This is a genomic window from Streptomyces sp. NPDC088725, assembly GCF_044751305.1.
GTDB lineage: Bacteria > Actinomycetota > Actinomycetes > Streptomycetales > Streptomycetaceae > Streptomyces.
Genome location: NZ_JBIVLO010000001.1, coordinates 507727 through 524921, shown reverse-complemented (window position 1 = coordinate 524921; position 17195 = coordinate 507727). Strand labels below are relative to the sequence as shown.

The 17195-nt window shown below is 69.7% G+C and carries 14 protein-coding genes and 1 pseudogene; 9 read left to right on the top strand and 6 right to left on the bottom strand.

Features of this window, described 5'->3' with window-relative positions; genetic code table 11:
• Nucleotide 1: 1 nt before the first annotated feature.
• Nucleotides 2–1339 (bottom strand): allantoinase AllB, encoded by a 1338-nt coding sequence (gene allB / locus ACIP6N_RS02290; RefSeq protein WP_401812137.1) that lies wholly within the window; start codon nucleotides 1337–1339, stop codon nucleotides 2–4.
• A 297-nt stretch (nucleotides 1340–1636) separates the two neighbouring features.
• On the opposite strand from allB, the gene ACIP6N_RS02285 reads away from it, so the two are divergent.
• Nucleotides 1637–2434 carry an IclR family transcriptional regulator gene (locus ACIP6N_RS02285; protein WP_401812136.1) on the top strand — a complete coding sequence of 266 codons (798 nt, stop codon included), beginning with the start codon at nucleotides 1637–1639 and terminating at the stop codon, nucleotides 2432–2434.
• A gap of 183 nt (nucleotides 2435–2617) precedes the next feature.
• On the opposite strand, the gene ACIP6N_RS02280 is transcribed toward ACIP6N_RS02285, so the two are convergent.
• Complete coding sequence (locus ACIP6N_RS02280; RefSeq protein WP_401812135.1) at nucleotides 2618–2953, bottom strand: DUF5955 family protein; 336 nt, start codon at nucleotides 2951–2953, stop codon at nucleotides 2618–2620.
• 232 nt (nucleotides 2954–3185) lie between these two features.
• Between ACIP6N_RS02280 and ACIP6N_RS02275 the strand changes: the two genes are divergently transcribed.
• The 7 genes and pseudogenes from ACIP6N_RS02275 to ACIP6N_RS02245 all read left to right on the top strand — a co-directional run bounded on the left by ACIP6N_RS02275 (nucleotide 3186) and on the right by ACIP6N_RS02245 (nucleotide 12593).
• Nucleotides 3186–3854, top strand: a complete 669-nt coding sequence (locus ACIP6N_RS02275) for an NTP transferase domain-containing protein (RefSeq protein ID WP_401812134.1) — start codon at nucleotides 3186–3188, stop codon at nucleotides 3852–3854.
• Nucleotides 3855–4064: 210 nt separating this feature from the next.
• Complete coding sequence (gene aceB, locus ACIP6N_RS02270; protein WP_401812133.1) at nucleotides 4065–5696, top strand: malate synthase A; 1632 nt, start codon at nucleotides 4065–4067, stop codon at nucleotides 5694–5696.
• Between the two features lie 391 nt (nucleotides 5697–6087).
• Nucleotides 6088–6267, top strand: a pseudogene (locus tag ACIP6N_RS02265) (hypothetical protein); the annotation flags it as partial.
• A 133-nt stretch (nucleotides 6268–6400) separates the two neighbouring features.
• Nucleotides 6401–6988 (top strand): TIGR03086 family metal-binding protein, encoded by a 588-nt coding sequence (locus ACIP6N_RS02260; RefSeq protein ID WP_401812132.1) that lies wholly within the window; start codon nucleotides 6401–6403, stop codon nucleotides 6986–6988.
• Between the two features lie 139 nt (nucleotides 6989–7127).
• Nucleotides 7128–7943 (top strand): chitosanase, encoded by an 816-nt coding sequence (locus ACIP6N_RS02255; RefSeq protein WP_401812131.1) that lies wholly within the window; start codon nucleotides 7128–7130, stop codon nucleotides 7941–7943.
• A gap of 188 nt (nucleotides 7944–8131) precedes the next feature.
• Nucleotides 8132–8992 carry a chitosanase gene (locus tag ACIP6N_RS02250; protein ID WP_401812129.1) on the top strand — a complete coding sequence of 287 codons (861 nt, stop codon included), beginning with the start codon at nucleotides 8132–8134 and terminating at the stop codon, nucleotides 8990–8992.
• Between the two features lie 328 nt (nucleotides 8993–9320).
• Nucleotides 9321–12593 carry a GH92 family glycosyl hydrolase gene (locus ACIP6N_RS02245; RefSeq protein ID WP_401812622.1) on the top strand — a complete coding sequence of 1091 codons (3273 nt, stop codon included), beginning with the start codon at nucleotides 9321–9323 and terminating at the stop codon, nucleotides 12591–12593.
• Between the two features lie 94 nt (nucleotides 12594–12687).
• On the opposite strand, the gene ACIP6N_RS02240 is transcribed toward ACIP6N_RS02245, so the two are convergent.
• The 4 genes from ACIP6N_RS02240 to uraD are packed head-to-tail and all read right to left on the bottom strand — an operon-like array spanning nucleotide 12688 to nucleotide 15993.
• The gene (locus ACIP6N_RS02240; RefSeq protein WP_401812128.1) at nucleotides 12688–14064 is read right to left on the bottom strand and encodes an 8-oxoguanine deaminase; all 1377 of its coding nucleotides are present in this window, start codon (nucleotides 14062–14064) and stop codon (nucleotides 12688–12690) included.
• A 50-nt stretch (nucleotides 14065–14114) separates the two neighbouring features.
• Nucleotides 14115–15020: a factor-independent urate hydroxylase gene (gene pucL, locus ACIP6N_RS02235; RefSeq protein WP_401812127.1), complete on the bottom strand. Its 906-nt coding sequence runs from the start codon at nucleotides 15018–15020 to the stop codon at nucleotides 14115–14117.
• 3 nt (nucleotides 15021–15023) lie between these two features.
• Nucleotides 15024–15419 carry a hydroxyisourate hydrolase gene (uraH, locus tag ACIP6N_RS02230; protein ID WP_401812126.1) on the bottom strand — a complete coding sequence of 132 codons (396 nt, stop codon included), beginning with the start codon at nucleotides 15417–15419 and terminating at the stop codon, nucleotides 15024–15026.
• Between the two features lie 4 nt (nucleotides 15420–15423).
• Nucleotides 15424–15993, bottom strand: a complete 570-nt coding sequence (gene uraD / locus ACIP6N_RS02225) for a 2-oxo-4-hydroxy-4-carboxy-5-ureidoimidazoline decarboxylase (protein ID WP_401812125.1) — start codon at nucleotides 15991–15993, stop codon at nucleotides 15424–15426.
• 419 nt (nucleotides 15994–16412) lie between these two features.
• Here uraD and ACIP6N_RS02220 point away from each other — a divergent pair, with 419 nt between their 5' ends.
• Complete coding sequence (locus ACIP6N_RS02220) at nucleotides 16413–17168, top strand: hypothetical protein (protein ID WP_401812620.1); 756 nt, start codon at nucleotides 16413–16415, stop codon at nucleotides 17166–17168.
• The last annotated feature ends 27 nt before the right edge of the window (nucleotides 17169–17195 follow it).

Below are 17195 nucleotides of genomic sequence, written 5' to 3'. Positions count from 1 at the left end.
GTCACGTGTTCCTTTCGAGCAGTCGGCCTGCCGGTTCGGAGAGGACACCGTCCCGCGCGATCCGGGCGCCGCGCAGCCAGGTCGACCTGACGACGCCGTACAGGGTCTTGCCCGCGTACGCCGTGACCTGGTTGCGGTGGTGCAGCTCCGCCGGGTTCACCGTGAAGGTCTCCTCGGGCGCGAGGACGGCGAAGTCGGCGTCCCGGCCCGCCTCGATCGCGCCCTTGCGGGTGAGTCCGGCCAGCGCGGCGGGGGCCGCCGACATCCAGCGGACGACGTCCTCCAGCGGGCGGCCGCGCCTGCGCGCCTCGGTCCAGATCGCCGGCAGGCCCAGCTGGAGTGAGGAGATGCCGCCCCAGGCGGAGGCGAAGTCGGCGGTCTTCAGGTCGGTGGTGCAGGGCGAGTGGTCGGAGACGACGCAGTCGACCGTCCCGTCGATCAGCCCCTGCCAGAGCGCGTCCTGGTTGGCCGTCTCGCGGATCGGCGGGCAGCATTTGAACTCCGTTGCCCCGTCCGGGATTTCCTCGGCGGTGAGGGTGAGGAAGTGCGGACACGACTCGACCGTTATCCGGACGCCTTCCCGCTTCGCCCCGGCGATCAGCGGCAGCGCGTCGGCCGAGGACAGGTGCAGGACGTGCACCCGGGCGTCGAGCCGCTTCGCCCGCGCGATCAGGTTCCCGATCGCGGTGTTCTCCGCGGCGCGCGGCCGGGAGGCCAGGAAGTCGGCGTAGGCGGGACCGCCGCGCAGCGGCGCCGTGTCCAGCTCGTGCGGGTCCTCCGCGTGCACGATCATCAGTCCGCCGAAGCCGCTGATCTCCGCCAGGGAGCCTGCCAGTTGCTCCTGATCGAGTGCGGGGAACTCCTCGACGCCGGACGGGGAGAGGAAGCATTTGAAGCCGAAGACCCCGGCGTCGTGCAGCGGCCGGAGGTCCTTCTCGTTGCCGGGGATCGCGCCGCCCCAGAAACCCACGTCCACATGGGCCTTGGCACGGGCGACCGCCCGCTTGATGCGCAGATGCTCCGTCGTCGTGGTGGGCGGCAGGGAGTTGAGCGGCATGTCGAGCAGCGTGGTGATGCCACCGGCCGCCGCGGCGCGGGTGGCGGTCCAGAAGCCCTCCCACGCGGTGCGTCCCGGATCGTTCACATGGACATGGGTGTCGACGAGGCCGGGCAGGACGGCGTCGTTCCCGGCGTCTTCGAGCCGCGCGCCGGGCGGTGGTGGTGTGTCGTACGGGAGGACGGCCTCGATCAGGCCGCCGGCGACGGCCACGCAGGCGGGCCGCGTTCCCTCCGGAGTGATGACGCGCGTCGAGCGCAGTACCAGGCTCACCTCGGACACCCGTGCCCCTTACTTCGGACGTCGGTCACTTCAGACGTCAGACATTTCCGACGTCGGATTTCCCGTCAGGATTCCACTCCGGGCTTCGAACAGGATTCGACTTCGGATGTCAACGAACCGTTGAAGGAGTCTTCACTCCGGGCCACAGACCGTCAAGGCCGCACCGCCTCCGACACGGGCCGGAATGTTTCCACCAAGCGGAATTTGCATTTTGGCAGGAAGAACGTATCCTTCTCGCCCCGCCAAGACGGCCCGGTAGGCTGCTGCCTGTCCGCCCGTCCCGAAAGGACCGTTGACGTGCCGCCGTCCAGCGCCAGCACCGCCGCCAAGACCGCCTCCGCGAGCGGCGGCGTCCAGTCGCTCGAGCGCGCCTTCGACCTGCTCGAACGGATGGCGGACGCGGGCGGCGAGGTCGGCCTCAGCGAACTCTCCGCCAGCAGCGGGCTGCCCCTGCCGACCATCCACCGCCTGATGCGCACCCTGGTCGACTGCGGCTACGTACGCCAGCAGTCCAACCGGCGGTACGCGCTCGGCCCGCGCCTGATCCGGCTCGGCGAGTCGGCGTCCCGGCTGCTCGGCACCTGGGCGCGGCCGTATCTGGCGCGGCTGGTGGAGGAGACCGGCGAGACCGCGAACATGGCGCTGCTCGACGGTGACGAGATCGTGTACGTGGCGCAGGTGCCTTCCAAGCACTCGATGCGGATGTTCACCGAGGTCGGGCGGCGGGTGCTGCCGCACTCCACGGGCGTGGGCAAGGCGCTGCTGGCACACGTTCCCGCCGACGAGGTCCGGGCGCTGCTCGGCCGTACGGGCATGCCGGCGGCCACGGAGAAGACCATCACCACACCCGACGCCTTCCTGAACGCCCTGGAGGACGTGCGCAGGACGGGTTACGCGATCGACGACAACGAACAGGAGATAGGGGTCCGCTGCCTGGCGGTCCCGATCCCCGACTCCCCCACCGCCGCGGCGATCTCGATCTCGGGTCCGGCGGGCCGGGTGACCGACGCGGCCACGGAGCGGATCGTGCCGGTGCTCCGGGAGGTGGCGCGGGATCTCTCGGAGGTACTGGCCAGCACGGCGGCGCAGTCCTGACCGCGGCGGTCGGCGACGCGAAGGCGTCCGGCGGCACGGAGGCGGTCAGCTACGCGACGGCCGCCGGCGACGCGAAGGCCGTGAGCTACGCGAAGGCGGTCAGCCGAGCCGCGCAGGTCCTCGGACAGGCCGCAGGGGCCTGCGGCCGGGCCTCACGCGTCTTGGGCCGAGCCGCCGGCGCCGTCAGCCGAGCCTGCGCGGCAGCGCGTCGCTGAACAGCTCGACCGCGTCCCGTACCCCCATGAGCGCCGGCCTGAGCACGCTGACCGAGCCGATCGACCCCACGATCAGCAGCAGCGAGCGGCGCATCCTGGCCACCTCGGGGTCACCGTCCGCCGCCATCCCGGCGAGCGCGCTCAGCTCATCCTCGGCGATGGCCCGGTCCTTGAACTCCGCCGCGTGCCCCGCCAGTTCACGCCGGAGCCGGGTCACAGCGGCTCGCAGCTCCAGCACGCTCAGCTCCTGGCTGAGTTCTCTGCTCTTCTCCGTCACCCGCGTCTGCCACACACTGTGCAACAAAGTTCCCCCCTCACACGTGCTCGTGCCGACATCGCCCCTCGGGCGGTCCCTTGAACTGAATATTGGTCAACGCCCAAGGTGCGCGGGCAAGTTAACGCCATCACGCCCGTTACGCGCCACTCCACCGACCAAAAGCAGCCGGATCAGGAGCGGATGGTCCGGGGGCAGGGCTCCGAACGCGCGGGTCCTGGCCTGCCACCGGTGAACGAGGTGAATGAGATATGCAGATTCTATGGCAGCCACGCGATGGACACACCACCAAAAAACCACGGATCGGCAAAGCACTGGCCAGGGGGCGGTGAAGGGCGGTCAGGCCCCGCCGGTGGCCGGTCTGCTGCTCGCCGCAGGCGGCGGTCGCAGACTCGGCGGACGGCCGAAAGCCCTGCTGACACATCGTGGCCGCCCCCTGGTCGAGCACGCCGTGCGCACCCTGCGCGAAGGAGGCTGCGCGTCGGTGCATGTGGTGCTGGGAGCAGCCGCCGGGGAGGTACGGAGCCGGGCCGAACTGCCGGGCTGCGTACTGGTCGACAACCCGGAGTGGGCGAGCGGCATGGGGACCTCCCTGCGCACGGGCCTCACCTCGCTCGGCGCCACGGACGCGCGGGCCGCGCTGGTGATGCTGGTGGACCAGCCGGGGATCGGCGCGGCGGCGGTGGCCCGCGTCATGGCCGCCTACCGTTCGCCCGGCACTCTCGCGTCGGCCTCGTATGCGGGGAAGCGCGGCCATCCCGTGCTGTTCGGCGCGGACCGCTGGGCGGCCATCGCGGCGGACGCCGTGGGCGATCGGGGGGCACGCGCCTATCTGAAGGCGCACGAACGCGCCATCACGCTGGTCGAATGCGGGGATGTCGCACAGCCCTGTGACATCGACACGGAGGAGGATCTGTCACATCTGGAGTGAGGGGCGACGGCGGGTCTCCTCGGGCTCGCGGGACGCGCCTTCACCCGCGCGTGGCATTGAACTTCCATTATGAGGAAACTACTATCCGCTAGCCAGAAGTGTCCGACACCTCGGTCGGCGCCCGCGCCCGCGATCCAGCGCCACGGCATCCGTGCCGTACGGGGCGATCCGGCGGCCGTCAGGCACCGTCCGCCGAAGGAGTGACCGCTCATGCCCGCACCAGCGCCGTCCCCGCTGGCCATCGTCGACGCCGCGCCCCTGCCCCGGCAGGACGAGGTTCTCTCCGAGGCCGCCCTCGCCTTCGTCGCCGAGCTGCACCGCAGGTTCACCCCGCGCCGTGACGAACTGCTCGCGCGCCGGGGCGAGCGCCGCGCCGGGATCGCCCGTACCTCCAGCCTGGATTTTCTGCCGGAGACCGCGGACATCCGCGCGGACGACAGCTGGCGGGTCGCCCCTTCGCCGGCCGCGCTGAACGACCGCCGTGTGGAGATCACCGGTCCCACGGACCGCAAGATGACCATCAACGCGCTCAACTCGGGTGCGAAGATCTGGCTCGCCGACTTCGAGGATGCCTCGGCCCCCACCTGGGAGAACGTGATCCTCGGTCAGCTCAACCTGATCGATGCCTACGAACGCCGCATCGACTTCACCGACCCGGGTTCCGGCAAGTCGTACGCCCTGAAGGCCGCCGGCGAACTCGCGACCGTCGTGATGCGCCCGCGCGGCTGGCATCTGGCCGAGCGGCACCTCCAGTTGGACGGTGTCCCGGTGCCCGGCGCGCTGGTCGACTTCGGTCTGTACTTCTTCCACAACGCCGAGCGCCTCATCGAGCTGGGCAAGGGCCCGTACTTCTACCTGCCGAAGACGGAGTCGCATCTGGAGGCCCGCCTCTGGAACGACGTCTTCGTCTTCGCCCAGGACTACCTGGGCGTGGACCAGGGAACGGTCCGCGCGACCGTGCTGATCGAGACGATCACCGCGGCGTACGAGATGGAGGAAATCCTCTACGAGCTGCGTGACCACGCCTCCGGGCTCAACGCGGGTCGCTGGGACTACCTCTTCTCCATCGTCAAGAACTTCCGCGACGGCGGTGCCAAGTTCGTCCTTCCGGACCGCAACGCCGTGACGATGACAGCTCCGTTCATGCGCGCCTACACCGAACTGCTCGTCCGTACCTGCCACAAGCGCGGCGCGCATGCCATCGGCGGCATGGCGGCCTTCATCCCGTCGAGGCGCGACGCGGAGGTCAACAAGGTCGCCTTCGAGAAGGTGAAGGCCGACAAGGACCGCGAGGCGGGCGACGGCTTCGACGGTTCGTGGGTCGCCCATCCGGACCTGGTGCCGATCGCCCTGGCCTCCTTCGACGCGGTCCTCGGTGACAAGCCCAACCAGAAGGACCGGCTGCGCGAAGACGTCTCGGTCGCGGCGGCCGATCTGATCGCCATCGACTCGCTGGACGCGAAGCCGACGTACGCAGGACTGCTCAACGCCGTCCAGGTCGGCATCCGTTACATCGAGGCGTGGCTGCGCGGCTCGGGCGCCGTCGCGATCTTCAACCTGATGGAGGACGCCGCCACGGCGGAGATCTCGCGCTCGCAGATCTGGCAGTGGATCAACGCCGGTGTGGAGTTCGAACACAACGGTCACACCGTTCGGGCCACACCGGAGCTGGCCCGCGAACTCGCCGCCGCCGAACTCACCGCGATCCGCGGGGAGATCGGCGAGGACGCCTTCACGGCGGGCGCCTGGCAGCAGGCACACGACCTGCTGCTGGAGGTCTCGCTGGACGCGCGGTACGCGGACTTCCTCACACTGCCCGCGTACGAACAGCTCCGCGGCTGACACCAGGCCCGCCCGGCCCCACCGGGCGTCCACCCTCACCTTCATCCCCTTCGCGTATGCCGGCCGGGCCGCCTGAGCTCCGAACGCGGCTCGGCCCGACGGCCTGGGGAGCGATGACCAGTGACCGCAAGTTGGCCGGGGTCAGCAGTCGTTGAGGGCAGGTCTGGTGGGGAACAGCCATCGCCGGGCAGGGGGCCGTCGCGGTCGTCGACGATCCTCATGACGAAGCCGGGACCGCGCTGGATTCGGGCTGAGGATCGCGCTCGGCACCACAGACGTCAATATCCGAATCCACCGGGCGGGCCGAGCGGCCGCGCACCCGGTCTGGATCAGCGACCGGGCCGTCGAGTAGGTTTCGGATCGTGACGTCTGCGCAGGTGCGGCTCGACCAGCGCTGTCCGAGCGAGTCTGGGACGTCGTCGTCATCGGGGGTGGGATACGCAAGCCCGAGCCCCTTCTGGTGTGCTTCGAGCAGGTCGTGAACCTGGTCAGGCAGCACGCACCAGGGGCCGCGATCGCGTTCGACACCAGCGGCGGCGACAGCGTCGGGGCAGCCAGGCGGTGGCTATGAAGCCCAGCCCCTGGGCCGCACCGCCTTCGGCGCCTGACCGACCTGTCGCCGTGACCGGGCAAACGGCGGCGCTGTCCCGAGCGGTCGACGCCGTCCACCGATGAATTACGGGTCCCGCGCCGGTCTGCCCTTCATGAACACGAACAGGAACCTTCCCGACCTGGGACCCGCCTGCGCCGGAGTGGCCTCGCTGCTCGGCGGTATCTCCGACGATCAGCTCGGGGGACCGACGCCGTGTCCCGACTACGCGGTGAGCGATCTCCTCTCGCACTTCCTCGCGCTGACGGCCGCGTTCCGGGACGCCGCGCGGAAGGAACCGGGCCCGACGACCGAGATCCCGCCGACCCCATTCCCGGAGCCGCTGGATCCCGACTGGCGTGAGCTCCTGCCGCGACAGCTCGATACTCTCGCCGCGGCCTGGCGCTCCCCCACCGCCTGGGAGGGTGACACCCGGGTCGGCGGCGTCGACCTGCCCGGGGAGGCGGCGGGGCGCTTCGGCCTCAATGAGGTGCTGATCCACGGCTGGGACCTGGCGCGGAGCACCGGCCAGGCGTACGCACCCGACGAGGCGAGCCTGCGGTCCTCGTACACACTGCTGATCCAGCCCGGCGAGGGACGCCCCTTCGGCCCGCCGGTGGAGGTCCACGAGAGCGCTCCGCTGCTCGACCGGGTCGTCGGGCTGAGCGGCCGCCGTCCGGAGTGGGCGGCGGCCGGCACGTAGTTCGTCAATGACGTGGGTCCCCCGCTCGCCACCGGCGCCCATCGCCCATACCCATTGCCCACGCGCATAACGGGCGGTCCGGGCATTTTCCCGTACTGTCGGAGCCTGACCGGCGCAAGCCACGGGAAAGGTCCGACACGTGCTCCGTCTTCGCGCGCTCCGTCGCCAACTGCTCGTCCTGGCCCTGCTCGCGGTCACCCTGACCGCCGCGTGCAGCTCCGCCTCCGGCGCGTCCGCCGGCCTGGACGACCCCGCGAAGAAGAACATCGCGATGAAGCTCGTCTCCAGCGCGGAGAACTCCACACTGGACTGGAAGGCGCAGTACGGCTACATCGAGGACATCGGCGACGGCCGCGGCTACACCGCCGGCATCATCGGATTCTGCACCGGCTGCGGCGACCTCCTCCAGGTCGTCGACCGGTACACGAAAGCCAAGCCCCGCAACGTCCTCACGCCCTTTCTGCCCGCCCTGCGCAAGGTGAAGGGAAGCGATTCGCACGCCGGCCTCGGCACCCCCTTCGCCGCCGCCTGGAAGAAGGCCGCCGGCGATCCCGCGATGCGCGAGGCGCAGGACGCGGAGCGGGACCAGGAGTACTTCAACCCGGCCGTCGCACGGGCGAAGGCCGACGGACTCGGCACACTCGGGCAGTTCATCTACTACGACGCCTACGTGATGCACGGATACGCCGACTCGGCGGGCTCGGTCGGCTTCCGTACGATGCGCGAGCAGGCCATGCGCAAGATCGGCACACCCCGGCAAGGCGGCGGCGAGAGCGCGTACTTGAACGCGTTTCTCGACGCACGGGTCGACGCGATCCGCCGCGAGCCGTCACACACCGACAGCAGCCGTATCGAAACCGCTCAGCGGGTCTTCCTCCGCGCGGGCAATCTGAACCTGGACCCACCGCTCAAGTGGAAGATCTACGGCGACAGTTACCACATCGACGCGACGTGACAGGCGGAGCGGCTGGCGGGACAGGCAAGGCGACGAGCAGGACCGCGAACAGGGAGACAAGCGGGGCGTAAGCACTCCAACCGACCGGCCCGTAACCCTTCTTTACGTAGAACGGGTGTACGGAATCCCCAACCGTTGGTAGGAAAGCTTCCTAACAGAAGAGCGCGAACTCTCCACTTGGAGGTCAGGTGCCCGCCCCCCACATACGCACCCCACGTCGGCTCAGATTCCTTCCCCACGCCGTGCTCGGTCTGGCGCTGGTCGCCATTCCCGCCACCGCGATGGCGAACGCGGCTCCGGAACCCGCTCGTGCGACCGCGACGATTCACACGGTCGCCGCGACGGGCCTGGACGACCCGGCGAAGAAGGACATCGCCATGCAGCTCGTGTCCAGTGCGGAGAATTCCACACTGGACTGGAAGGCGCAGTACGGCTACATCGAGGACATCGGCGATGGCCGCGGCTACACCGCCGGCATCATCGGATTCTGTTCCGGCACCAGCGACATGCTGGAACTCGTCGAGGCGTACACCGACAGCGAGCCCGGCAATCCGCTGGCCTCGTACCTCCCGGCGCTGCGCAGAGTCGACGGTACGGACTCGCACGACGGGCTCGACCCCGGCTTCACGGCCGCCTGGAAGCAGGCGGCCAAGGACCCCGTGTTCCAGGCCGCGCAGAACGACGAGCGTGACCGGGTCTACTTCAACCCGGCCGTGAACCAGGGCAAGCAGGACGGCCTCGGCACACTCGGCCAGTTCATGTACTACGACGCCATCGTGATGCACGGCGGCGGCAACGACAGCACCAGCTTCGGTTCCATCCGCAAGCGCGCGCTCAACCAGGCGCAGACCCCGGCCCAGGGCGGTGACGAGGTCGCGTATCTCAACGCCTTCCTCGATGCCCGCGTGTGGGCGATGAACCAGGAGGAAGCACACTCCGACACCACCCGGGTCGACACCGAACAGCGCGTCTTCCTCAACGCGGGCAATCTGAACCTGGATCCGCCGCTGAACTGGAAGGTCTACGGAGACAGCTTCCACATCGGCTGACCGCGACCGGTCCCGCCGGGCGTCCCGAACAGCCCATACGTGTCCCGCGCGGCGAACACCGCGCGGGACACGCGCCGTTCGGCCGGACAGCGCATCGCTGAACGCCGGATTCCGGAAAGCCTTGACACCCCGGTAGCGGCGGGAGGAGCATCCTTCCACACTTGACAACGTTGTCGGGATCCGCCACGCGCTCTCCCGTCGCGTTGCCTTCCGTCAGCAACGAAGGGCAGGAACGGTGCCAGACACACCACCACGCCGGACGGCACGCCCCAGGCGCCGGGCTCTCGGCTCCGTCGCCGTGGCCGCGGTGGCGGCCCTGGGACTCACCATGACCGGCTCGCCGGCCTCGGCCGCCACACCGGCCGCGGTTCAGGGCGGCGGTCAGGTCAAGGACACGGTGTCCTACGTCGATCCGCTGATCGGTTCGTCCAACGCGGGCAACACCTACCCCGGCGCCGTGCAGCCGTTCGGCATGCTGGCATGGAGTCCGCAGAACTCCCGCGGCAACCAGGTGTCCACCCCCGCGCCCGGCGGCTACCAGTACGACGCCACGAAGATCCGGGGCTTCAGTCTCACGCATCTCAACGGCGTCGGCTGCTCCGGGGCCAACGGTGACATCCCGATCATGCCGTACGTGGGTGACGTCGAGTCGTCCCCCACCGCCGACACCACCGACGCCACGTACGCGAGCACGTTCTCGCACGCCAACGAGACCGCTCGGGCCGGCTACTACAAGGTCGGCCTGGACAGCGGGGCTTCGGCCGAGCTGACCACCACCGCCCGGACCGGATCGGGGCAGTTCGGTTTTCCGGCCGACAAGCCCGCGAGCATGCTGTTCCGTACCTCCAACTCGGAGAGCGGCAGCACCGACGCCACCGTCCGGGTGAACGCGGCGGAGAGGACCGTGACCGGTTCGGTCAGCGCGGGCAACTTCTGCGGTCCGCAGAGCGCGAACAACCGCACGGACCTGTACACCCTTTACTTCACCGCCCACTTCGACAAGCCGTTCGCCAAGGTCGGCACCTGGACGGACAAGACCGTGCAGCCCGGTTCCACCACCGCCACCGGCGGTACGGGGTACAGCTCGTCCGGCAACCCGGTCGCGGGCAAGGGCTCGGGCGCGTACGTGACGTTCGCGAAGGGGACCGGCAAGGTCGGCGCCAAGGTCGCGATCTCCTACGTCAGCCCGCAGAACGCGGAGGCCAACCTGCGTGCGGAGAACCCGCCCCGCGAGAGCTTCGCCTCCGTCAAGTCCCGGGCCACGCAGACGTGGAAGCGGGAACTGGACAAGATCAAGGTCAGCGGCGGGAGTGACGACCAGCGCTCCACCTTCTACACCGCGCTGTACCACTCGATGCTCGAACCGACCCTCACCAGCGACGTCGACGGCCGCTACCTGGGCGCCGACCGCAAGCCGCACAAGCTGGCCAGAGGACAGAAGGCGCAGTACGGCACGTTCTCGGGCTGGGACCAGTACCGCGCGCAGGTGCAGCTGATGACCCTGCTGAACCCCAAGGCGGGCAGCGACTACGCGCAGTCCCTCTTCAACTACGCGGGCCAGCGCGACGGTGAGTGGGACCGCTGGCTGCTGGAGAACGGCAAGACGAGTGTGATGTCCGGCGACCCGTCGGACGCCGCGCTCGCCGGCATCTACGCCTTCGGCGGCCATGACTTCGACGTCAAGGGCGCCCTCACGTCGCTCGTGAAGGCCGCGACCGTCCCGACGGCGAACGACTCCGACAGCGCGGGCTGCAACGTCGAGTGCGTCGGCCAGCGCCCGGCGCTGGACAAGTACTTGAAGCTCGGTTACGTCCCCGCCGACAACTGCCACTGCTGGGGCGGCGCCGCCGAGACCCTGGAGGACTCCGCGGCCGACTTCGGCATCGCCGAACTGGCCGGCCAGACCGGCGACCGCGCGAACCAGAAGGCCTTCCTCGCCCGCTCGGGCAACTGGACGAACGTCTTCGACCCGAACGCCACCCCGGAGGGCGGTTACATCCGCGACCGCAAGGCGGACGGCAGTTGGTCGGGCACCTTCACACCGGGCACCGAAAGCGGATTCGTGGAGGGGTCGAGCGCCCGGTACACCTGGATGGTCTACTCCGACGTGGCCGGTCTGGCCCGCGCCATGGGCGGCGAGGACACGGCCGTGAAACGGCTCGACGCCTTCTTCCGCACTCCGGACGGCGCCTTCGACTTCTCGGCGAAGGACGACACCCGCTACGACCCCACCAACGAGCCCGACATCAACGCGCCTTATCTGTATGACTACTTGGGCGCTCCGTACAAGACCCAGGAGACGGTGCGCGCCGAGCTGGACCAGCTGTGGACCCACTCCCCCGGCGGTATCCCGGGCAATGACGACGCCGGGACGATGTCCTCGTGGTACGTCTTCTCCGCGCTCGGCATGTACCCGCAGATCCCCAGCCGGGCCGATCTGGTGCTGACGGCGCCGCTGTTCCCGCGTGCCGTGGTCCACACCGGCCTCGGCAAGACCATCACGGTCAACGCGCCGCAGGCGTCGGCGGACAACACGTACATCCAGTCGCTGAAGACCAACGGCAAGAAGTCCGGCAAGCCGTGGGTCCCCGCCTCGTTCGTCACCCGCGGCGGCACTCTGGACTACACGCTCGGTTCAGAGCCGAACACCTCATGGGGCAGCGCGAAGGCCGACGCGCCGCCGTCCTTCCCGGGCGGTGGAGCGAAGTTCTTCACCGGGGTCACCCCGGAGAAGCTGAAGGCCGAGCCCGGTGGCGCGGGCGCGGAGACGTCCGTCAAGGTGCAGACGCTCCAGGACAAGGCCACCGCTGTGCACTGGAAGGCCGCACCGCCGGCCGGTGTCACGGTGACGCCGGCGGAGGGCGACCTCACCGTGCCGAGCGGCGGCTCGGTCGCCGCGAAGATCTCCGTCTCGGCGTCGGCCGACACCCAGGAGGGCTTCTACACCGTCCCGGTGACCCTGTCGTCCGCGACGGGCGAGGCCCTGCCGAAGACGTCCTTCGCGGTGACCGTCGGCGCGAAGAACAGCATGCTGTGGAACGTCAACAGCACCGGGATCTCGGCGGATGACACGAACCCGCAGGCCAACTTCGACGGCGAGGGCTGGAGTTACTCCGCGAAGGCGCTGGCCGACGCGGGCGCGCAGCCAGGTGGCACCGTCTCCGCCGGCGGGTTCGACTTCACCTGGCCCAAGGCCGCCGCCGGAGAACCGGACAACATCGAGGTCGTCGGAGGCGGCCAGGTGCTCGCCGTACCGGCCGCCGAGGATGCCACGAAGCTGAGTGTGCTGGGCAGCGCGGCCGAGGGTTCAGCGAGCGGGACCGCGACGCTGACGTACGCCGACGGCACGACCCAGCAGGCCGAGATCGGCTTCAGCGACTGGACCCTGGGCGGGGGCTCCGAGGAGCCGTCGTTCGACAACACCGTGGCCCTGCACACCACGTACCGCGATGTACAGGGCGGTGGCACGGACCAGGTGGGCACGGACGTCTTCGCCACCGCGCCCATCGCGCTCCAGGCCGGCAAGCAGCTGGTGAGTGTGACACTGCCGGACACCACAAAGGGCGGTGTGATCCACATCTTCGCCGTGGCGACCGCCTGACGGCGGGCGGAAGCCGCTCCGTACAGCACTGACGCAGACGGCCTGTTCAGCTCCGCGAGGGGCTGAACAGGCCGTCTGCGTACATACCGCCGGCTCAGTCCCGCGCGGCGATCCGCGCCAGGCGCCGGGCCTCGTCCCGGGTCTCGCGGGCGATGGCGTCCTCGTCCACCGTGATCAGGTGGTTGTCCTCCACCACCGCCTTGCCGTCGACGAGGGAGAGAGTGACCGGGGCCGCCGCGCCGAAAACCAGCGCGACGACCGGGTCGGCGATGGAGGCGTGGGCCAGTGTGTCGAGCTTCCAGAGCACCAGGTCGGCGAGCTTGCCCGCCTCGATGGAACCGATCTGGTCGGCCCTGCCCAGGACTTGGGCTCCGCCGTACGTGCCGAGGCGCAGCGCCTGGCGGGCGTTCAGGGCGGCTTCGCGGTGAGCGCCGAGTCGGTTGATCAGCAGGGCGTTGCGCAGTTCGGTGTGGAGTTCGCCCGACTCGTTGGAGGCGGTTCCGTCGACGCCGAGGCCGACCGGAACACCGGCCGCCAGCATGTCGGGTACGCGGGCGATGCCCGCGGCCAGACGGGCGTTGGAGGAGGGACAGTGCGCGACGCCCGTGCCGGTACGGGCGAAGGCGGCGATGTCGGAGTCCTTCATATGGACGCAATGGGCCATCCACACGTCGGACCCGAGCCAGCCGGTCGACTCGAAGTAGTCGGTGGGCCCCATGCCGAACAGCTCTTCGCAGAACTTCTCCTCCTCGACCGTCTCACTGCCGTGCGTATGCAGCCTCACCTCCTTGCGCCGCGCCAACTCCGCTGCTTGCTTGAGCAGTTCGGTGCTGACGGAGAACGGTGAGCACGGCGCGACCGCGATCTGCGTCATCGCGCCGAAGGAGGCGTCGTGATAGGTGTCGATGGTCTCCTCGGTCGCCGCGAGCGCACCTTCGAGGGACTCGACAGCGAAGTCGGGCGGCAGCCCGCCGTCGCTCTCACCGCGGTCCATGGACCCCCGGGCGAGTGTGAACCGTACGCCCGTCCCGGCCGCGGCCCCGATGATGGCGCCGGACAGATCGCCCGCACCGCGCGGGTAGACGTAGTGGTGGTCCATTGCGGTGGTCACACCGCCGCGGGCCATCATCGCCAGGGAGCCCCGCGCGGCGGCCCGTACCATCGGCTCGTCGATGCGCGCCCACGTCGGATAGAGCGCGACCAGCCAGTCGAAGAGGTGGTGGTCGGTGGCGAGGCCGCGGGTGATCCACTGGTAGAAGTGGTGGTGTGTGTTGACGAGCCCGGGGGTCACGAGGTGGCCGCTGCCGTCGATGCGGCGTACCACGCCGTCCAGTTGGGCGGGGGCCGGGCCCGCGCCGACCGATTCGATCCGGTTGTCCGCGACGACGACATGCCCCGAGGCGTACTCGGTGTCGTGTGCGTCCACGGTCGCGACGGCACAGTTCTCGATGACGATTCGCGCAGCCGCCATGGCGGGTTCCTTTTCCTCGGGTCGGGCCTGGGCCGGTCGTGCGGGACGGCTCAGATGTTCGTCAGGTGCAGCGGGATCAGCGGCTCGGCGCCGTCGCGCAGGACGGTGGCTTCGATGAGGCCGTAGGGCCGGTCGGCCGCGACGTACACCTCGTTGTCGTTCATGAGGCCGAAGGGCTCCAAGTCGACCAGGAAATGGTGTTTGTTGGGCAGCGCGAACCGCACCTCGTCGATCTCGGCGCGGCTGTCGACGATCCGCGAACCCATATGGAAGAGGGTCTGCTGGAGGGAGAGGGAGTACGTCTCGGCGAACGCCTCGATCAGGTGCTTTCTGGCCTGCTCGTAGGACGTGTCCCAGTCCGGCGGGGCCGCCTGGTCACTCGTCCAGTTGTAGCGCCAGCGGGCGGACACGTCCGTGGCGAGGATCCGGTCGTACGCCTCGGGCAGCGTGGTGTACTTGTCCTTGGCGTATCCCCAGAACTCGGAGCCGGTCGAGTTCAGCACGGTCAGATTCTTCAGGCCCGAGATGACCTGCCACCGCTCGCCGTCGAAGGTGATCTGCGAGACGCGGATCTCCTGGCCCGCGCGCATGAAGGAGTGCTCGGCCCCCTCCGCACCGCCCGAAGTCCCGATCCGCTGCCAGCCGTATTCCTCTATCCGGATGCGCGCCTTGTGGATCGCCTCCTGGCTGGTCACGAAGTGCCTGGCAAGGTGGATACCGAACTGCTCGGCCGACTCGATGCCGTGTTCCTTGGCGAAGGCGTACACCGTGTTCTTGGTGGTGTCGGTCGGCAGGACGTTGGCGTTGGATCCCGAGTAATGGACGTCGTCCATGTCGCCGGAGAGCGCGACCGAGACGTTCAGGTCCTTGATGTGGTGGGTGGCGCCGTCCCGCACGATCTTGACGACGCGGGTCTCCGCCTTGCCGTACTGGTTCTGGCCGAGCATGGTGGGCATGAGCTAGCTCCCTCGGTATACGGAGTAGCCGAACGGGGTGAGCAGCAGCGGTACGTGGTAGTGCTCGCCCGGGGTGACGGTGAAGGTGATCGCCACTTCGGGGAAGAACGCACCGGGTTCCCGTGGCGCGGAGACGTCCTGCTCTGTCCCTGCTCGCTTCTTCGGGTGGACGAAATACGCCTCGGTCTCGAAGTCGAGGCGTACGTGGGTGGTGGATTCCGGCAGCGCCGGCAGATCCGCGCAGCGTCCGTCCGCGTCGGTCCTCGACCCGCCGAGCGGCACCCAGCGCGCGCCCGGCCCGCTGCGGGCCGCGAGCGAGACGGCCACGCCGGCGGCGGGGCGTCCGACGCTGGTGTCCAGGATGTGCGTGGACACCGAGGCGGTGGTATCGGTGCTCAAGGCGTCACTCTCCTTCTGCCACGGGCTCGGTCGCGGGCCTGGCTGCGGGCTCGGCCGCGTACTCCTCCACGAACTCCGCCGCGAGACGGGTCAGCCTGATGCGGTTGATCTTGCCCAGTTCGGCGCGGACGGTCACGCGTTCCCGCTCGGGCGTGTGACGGAGCCGGGCCTTCAGAGCGTCGCGCAGCTGCTCACCACTCGCGCCGGTGGCGCAGATCAGAAAGACATGCCCGAACAACTCCTGGTACGCCAGGTTCAGTTCAAGCATCTCGGCCCTCAGCTCCTCGGAGGCACCGGCCATGCCGCGCTGTTCCCGCGCCGAGGCGGGGTCCCCGGGCTTCGGTCGGCCGATCGGCGGATGCCCTGCCACCGCGTCGGCGAGTTCACCGTCGGTCAGTCCGGCCGTGGCGGTGTCACCGGCGGCGAGGAACGCGTCCAGTGAGGGGTACGGGCGCCGGGCGAGCAGTTCGGTCCCCCACGCACGGCTGGCGCACACATCACGTAGCGCGGCGAGGGCCGTGGCGGCCGGGGAGGCGTTGAACCGGGCGAGGCCCGGTGGCGGGTCGATCGGCACGGGGCCTCCGTGACTGTGCGACTGCGTGGCGATGCGGTTGCGGGCTGTGCCGGACAGGCTTCGCCCAGCTAACGCCTTCCGGCGACACCGCGTCAACACTGAAATACCGGCGCACGCGCCGGGCGCGAACCCGGCGGACCTGGCTCGTAAGGGGTAGGTACCGGGACATCGGGCCCCGGCCAGAGCATGAACCGCACACGTGATGGCCCGGACAGGGCATCCCCCGGAAAACGAGGATGTCCACGATGCGGAGGACCCCCGGCAAACCCTCCCTGCCGTCACTCCGGGCGCTTCCGCTCAGCTCAGGGCCGCCGCACTGCAACAGACCGGGAACGGATACCGGAAGTGCCTCCCAACGCGGCGTTCTTGATGGACGATGGCCAACGAAGCGCCACCGAAGGGGGCCCGTCATGAGTGTCATGCGAGAGAGCGTCCCGGTGCGCTGCCCGGCCTGCGGGCGTGATCACGCCTTCACCCCGTCGGTCCATCCGTGTCCCTGCGGGGCCCCGGTATCACCGCCGCTGCTCAGAGGTGCGCCGGCGGAGCCGATCACGCACCGGACGTGGGAGGCCGAATGGGTGGCCGTACGTTGCGCGGCCTGCGGCCGGCAGGACCACTGGCCGCAGCCTGAGCTGGGCTGCGCGTGCGGTTCGGTGCTGCGCGTACCGGTACAGCCGGTGGAGGAGCCGGGCCGACCGGACGCGGCGGACACACCGCGACCGGCGGAAGCAAACCCCGTGCCGGCCCCGGGCCAGCCCGCGCACATCCCGTTCCCGCGCACCGCGGCCGCGCCCCGGGCCACCTTCCGCCCGCGCACGATCCGCACGGCACGCGACGCGGTCACCGCAGCCGCGCTCTATCTGCGCTGGCTGGGCTTCGACGGTGTGGAACAGGCGGCGGAACAGCCCGCGTCCGGCATCGATCTGCGCAGCCCCGACGTGATCGCCCAGGTGGACCCGACCACGTCACCCGCGTCGCTGCGCTCCGTCGAGTGCCTGTGGCTCAACGGTCTGAACACCTCGACGGTGTCCGTCTTCTTCGCGCTCGCGGGATACGCGGACGACGCACGGGCCCGCGCGGACGCGCTCGGCGTCCCGCTGTTCGTCCTGGACCTGTCGGGCACTCCGCAACCGGTCAACGGCCCGGCGGACGAACTGATTTCCGGAGGCGGGTGAGCGGGGCCGCCCGTACGCTCGCCCCGC

Excerpts from the sequence above, each read along its gene's own strand:
- ACIP6N_RS02220 (WP_401812620.1), top strand. The coding sequence starts at position 16,413 with ATGCGAGAGAGCGTCCCGGTGCGCTGCCCGGCCTGCGGGCGTGATCAC.
- pucL (WP_401812127.1), bottom strand. The coding sequence starts at position 15,020 with ATGCCCACCATGCTCGGCCAGAACCAGTACGGCAAGGCGGAGACCCGC.
- ACIP6N_RS02275 (WP_401812134.1), top strand. The coding sequence starts at position 3,186 with ATGGCAGCCACGCGATGGACACACCACCAAAAAACCACGGATCGGCAA.
- ACIP6N_RS02260 (WP_401812132.1), top strand. The coding sequence starts at position 6,401 with ATGAACACGAACAGGAACCTTCCCGACCTGGGACCCGCCTGCGCCGGA.
- ACIP6N_RS02240 (WP_401812128.1), bottom strand. The coding sequence starts at position 14,064 with ATGGCGGCTGCGCGAATCGTCATCGAGAACTGTGCCGTCGCGACCGTG.
- aceB (WP_401812133.1), top strand. The coding sequence starts at position 4,065 with ATGCCCGCACCAGCGCCGTCCCCGCTGGCCATCGTCGACGCCGCGCCC.
- ACIP6N_RS02245 (WP_401812622.1), top strand. The coding sequence starts at position 9,321 with ATGACCGGCTCGCCGGCCTCGGCCGCCACACCGGCCGCGGTTCAGGGC.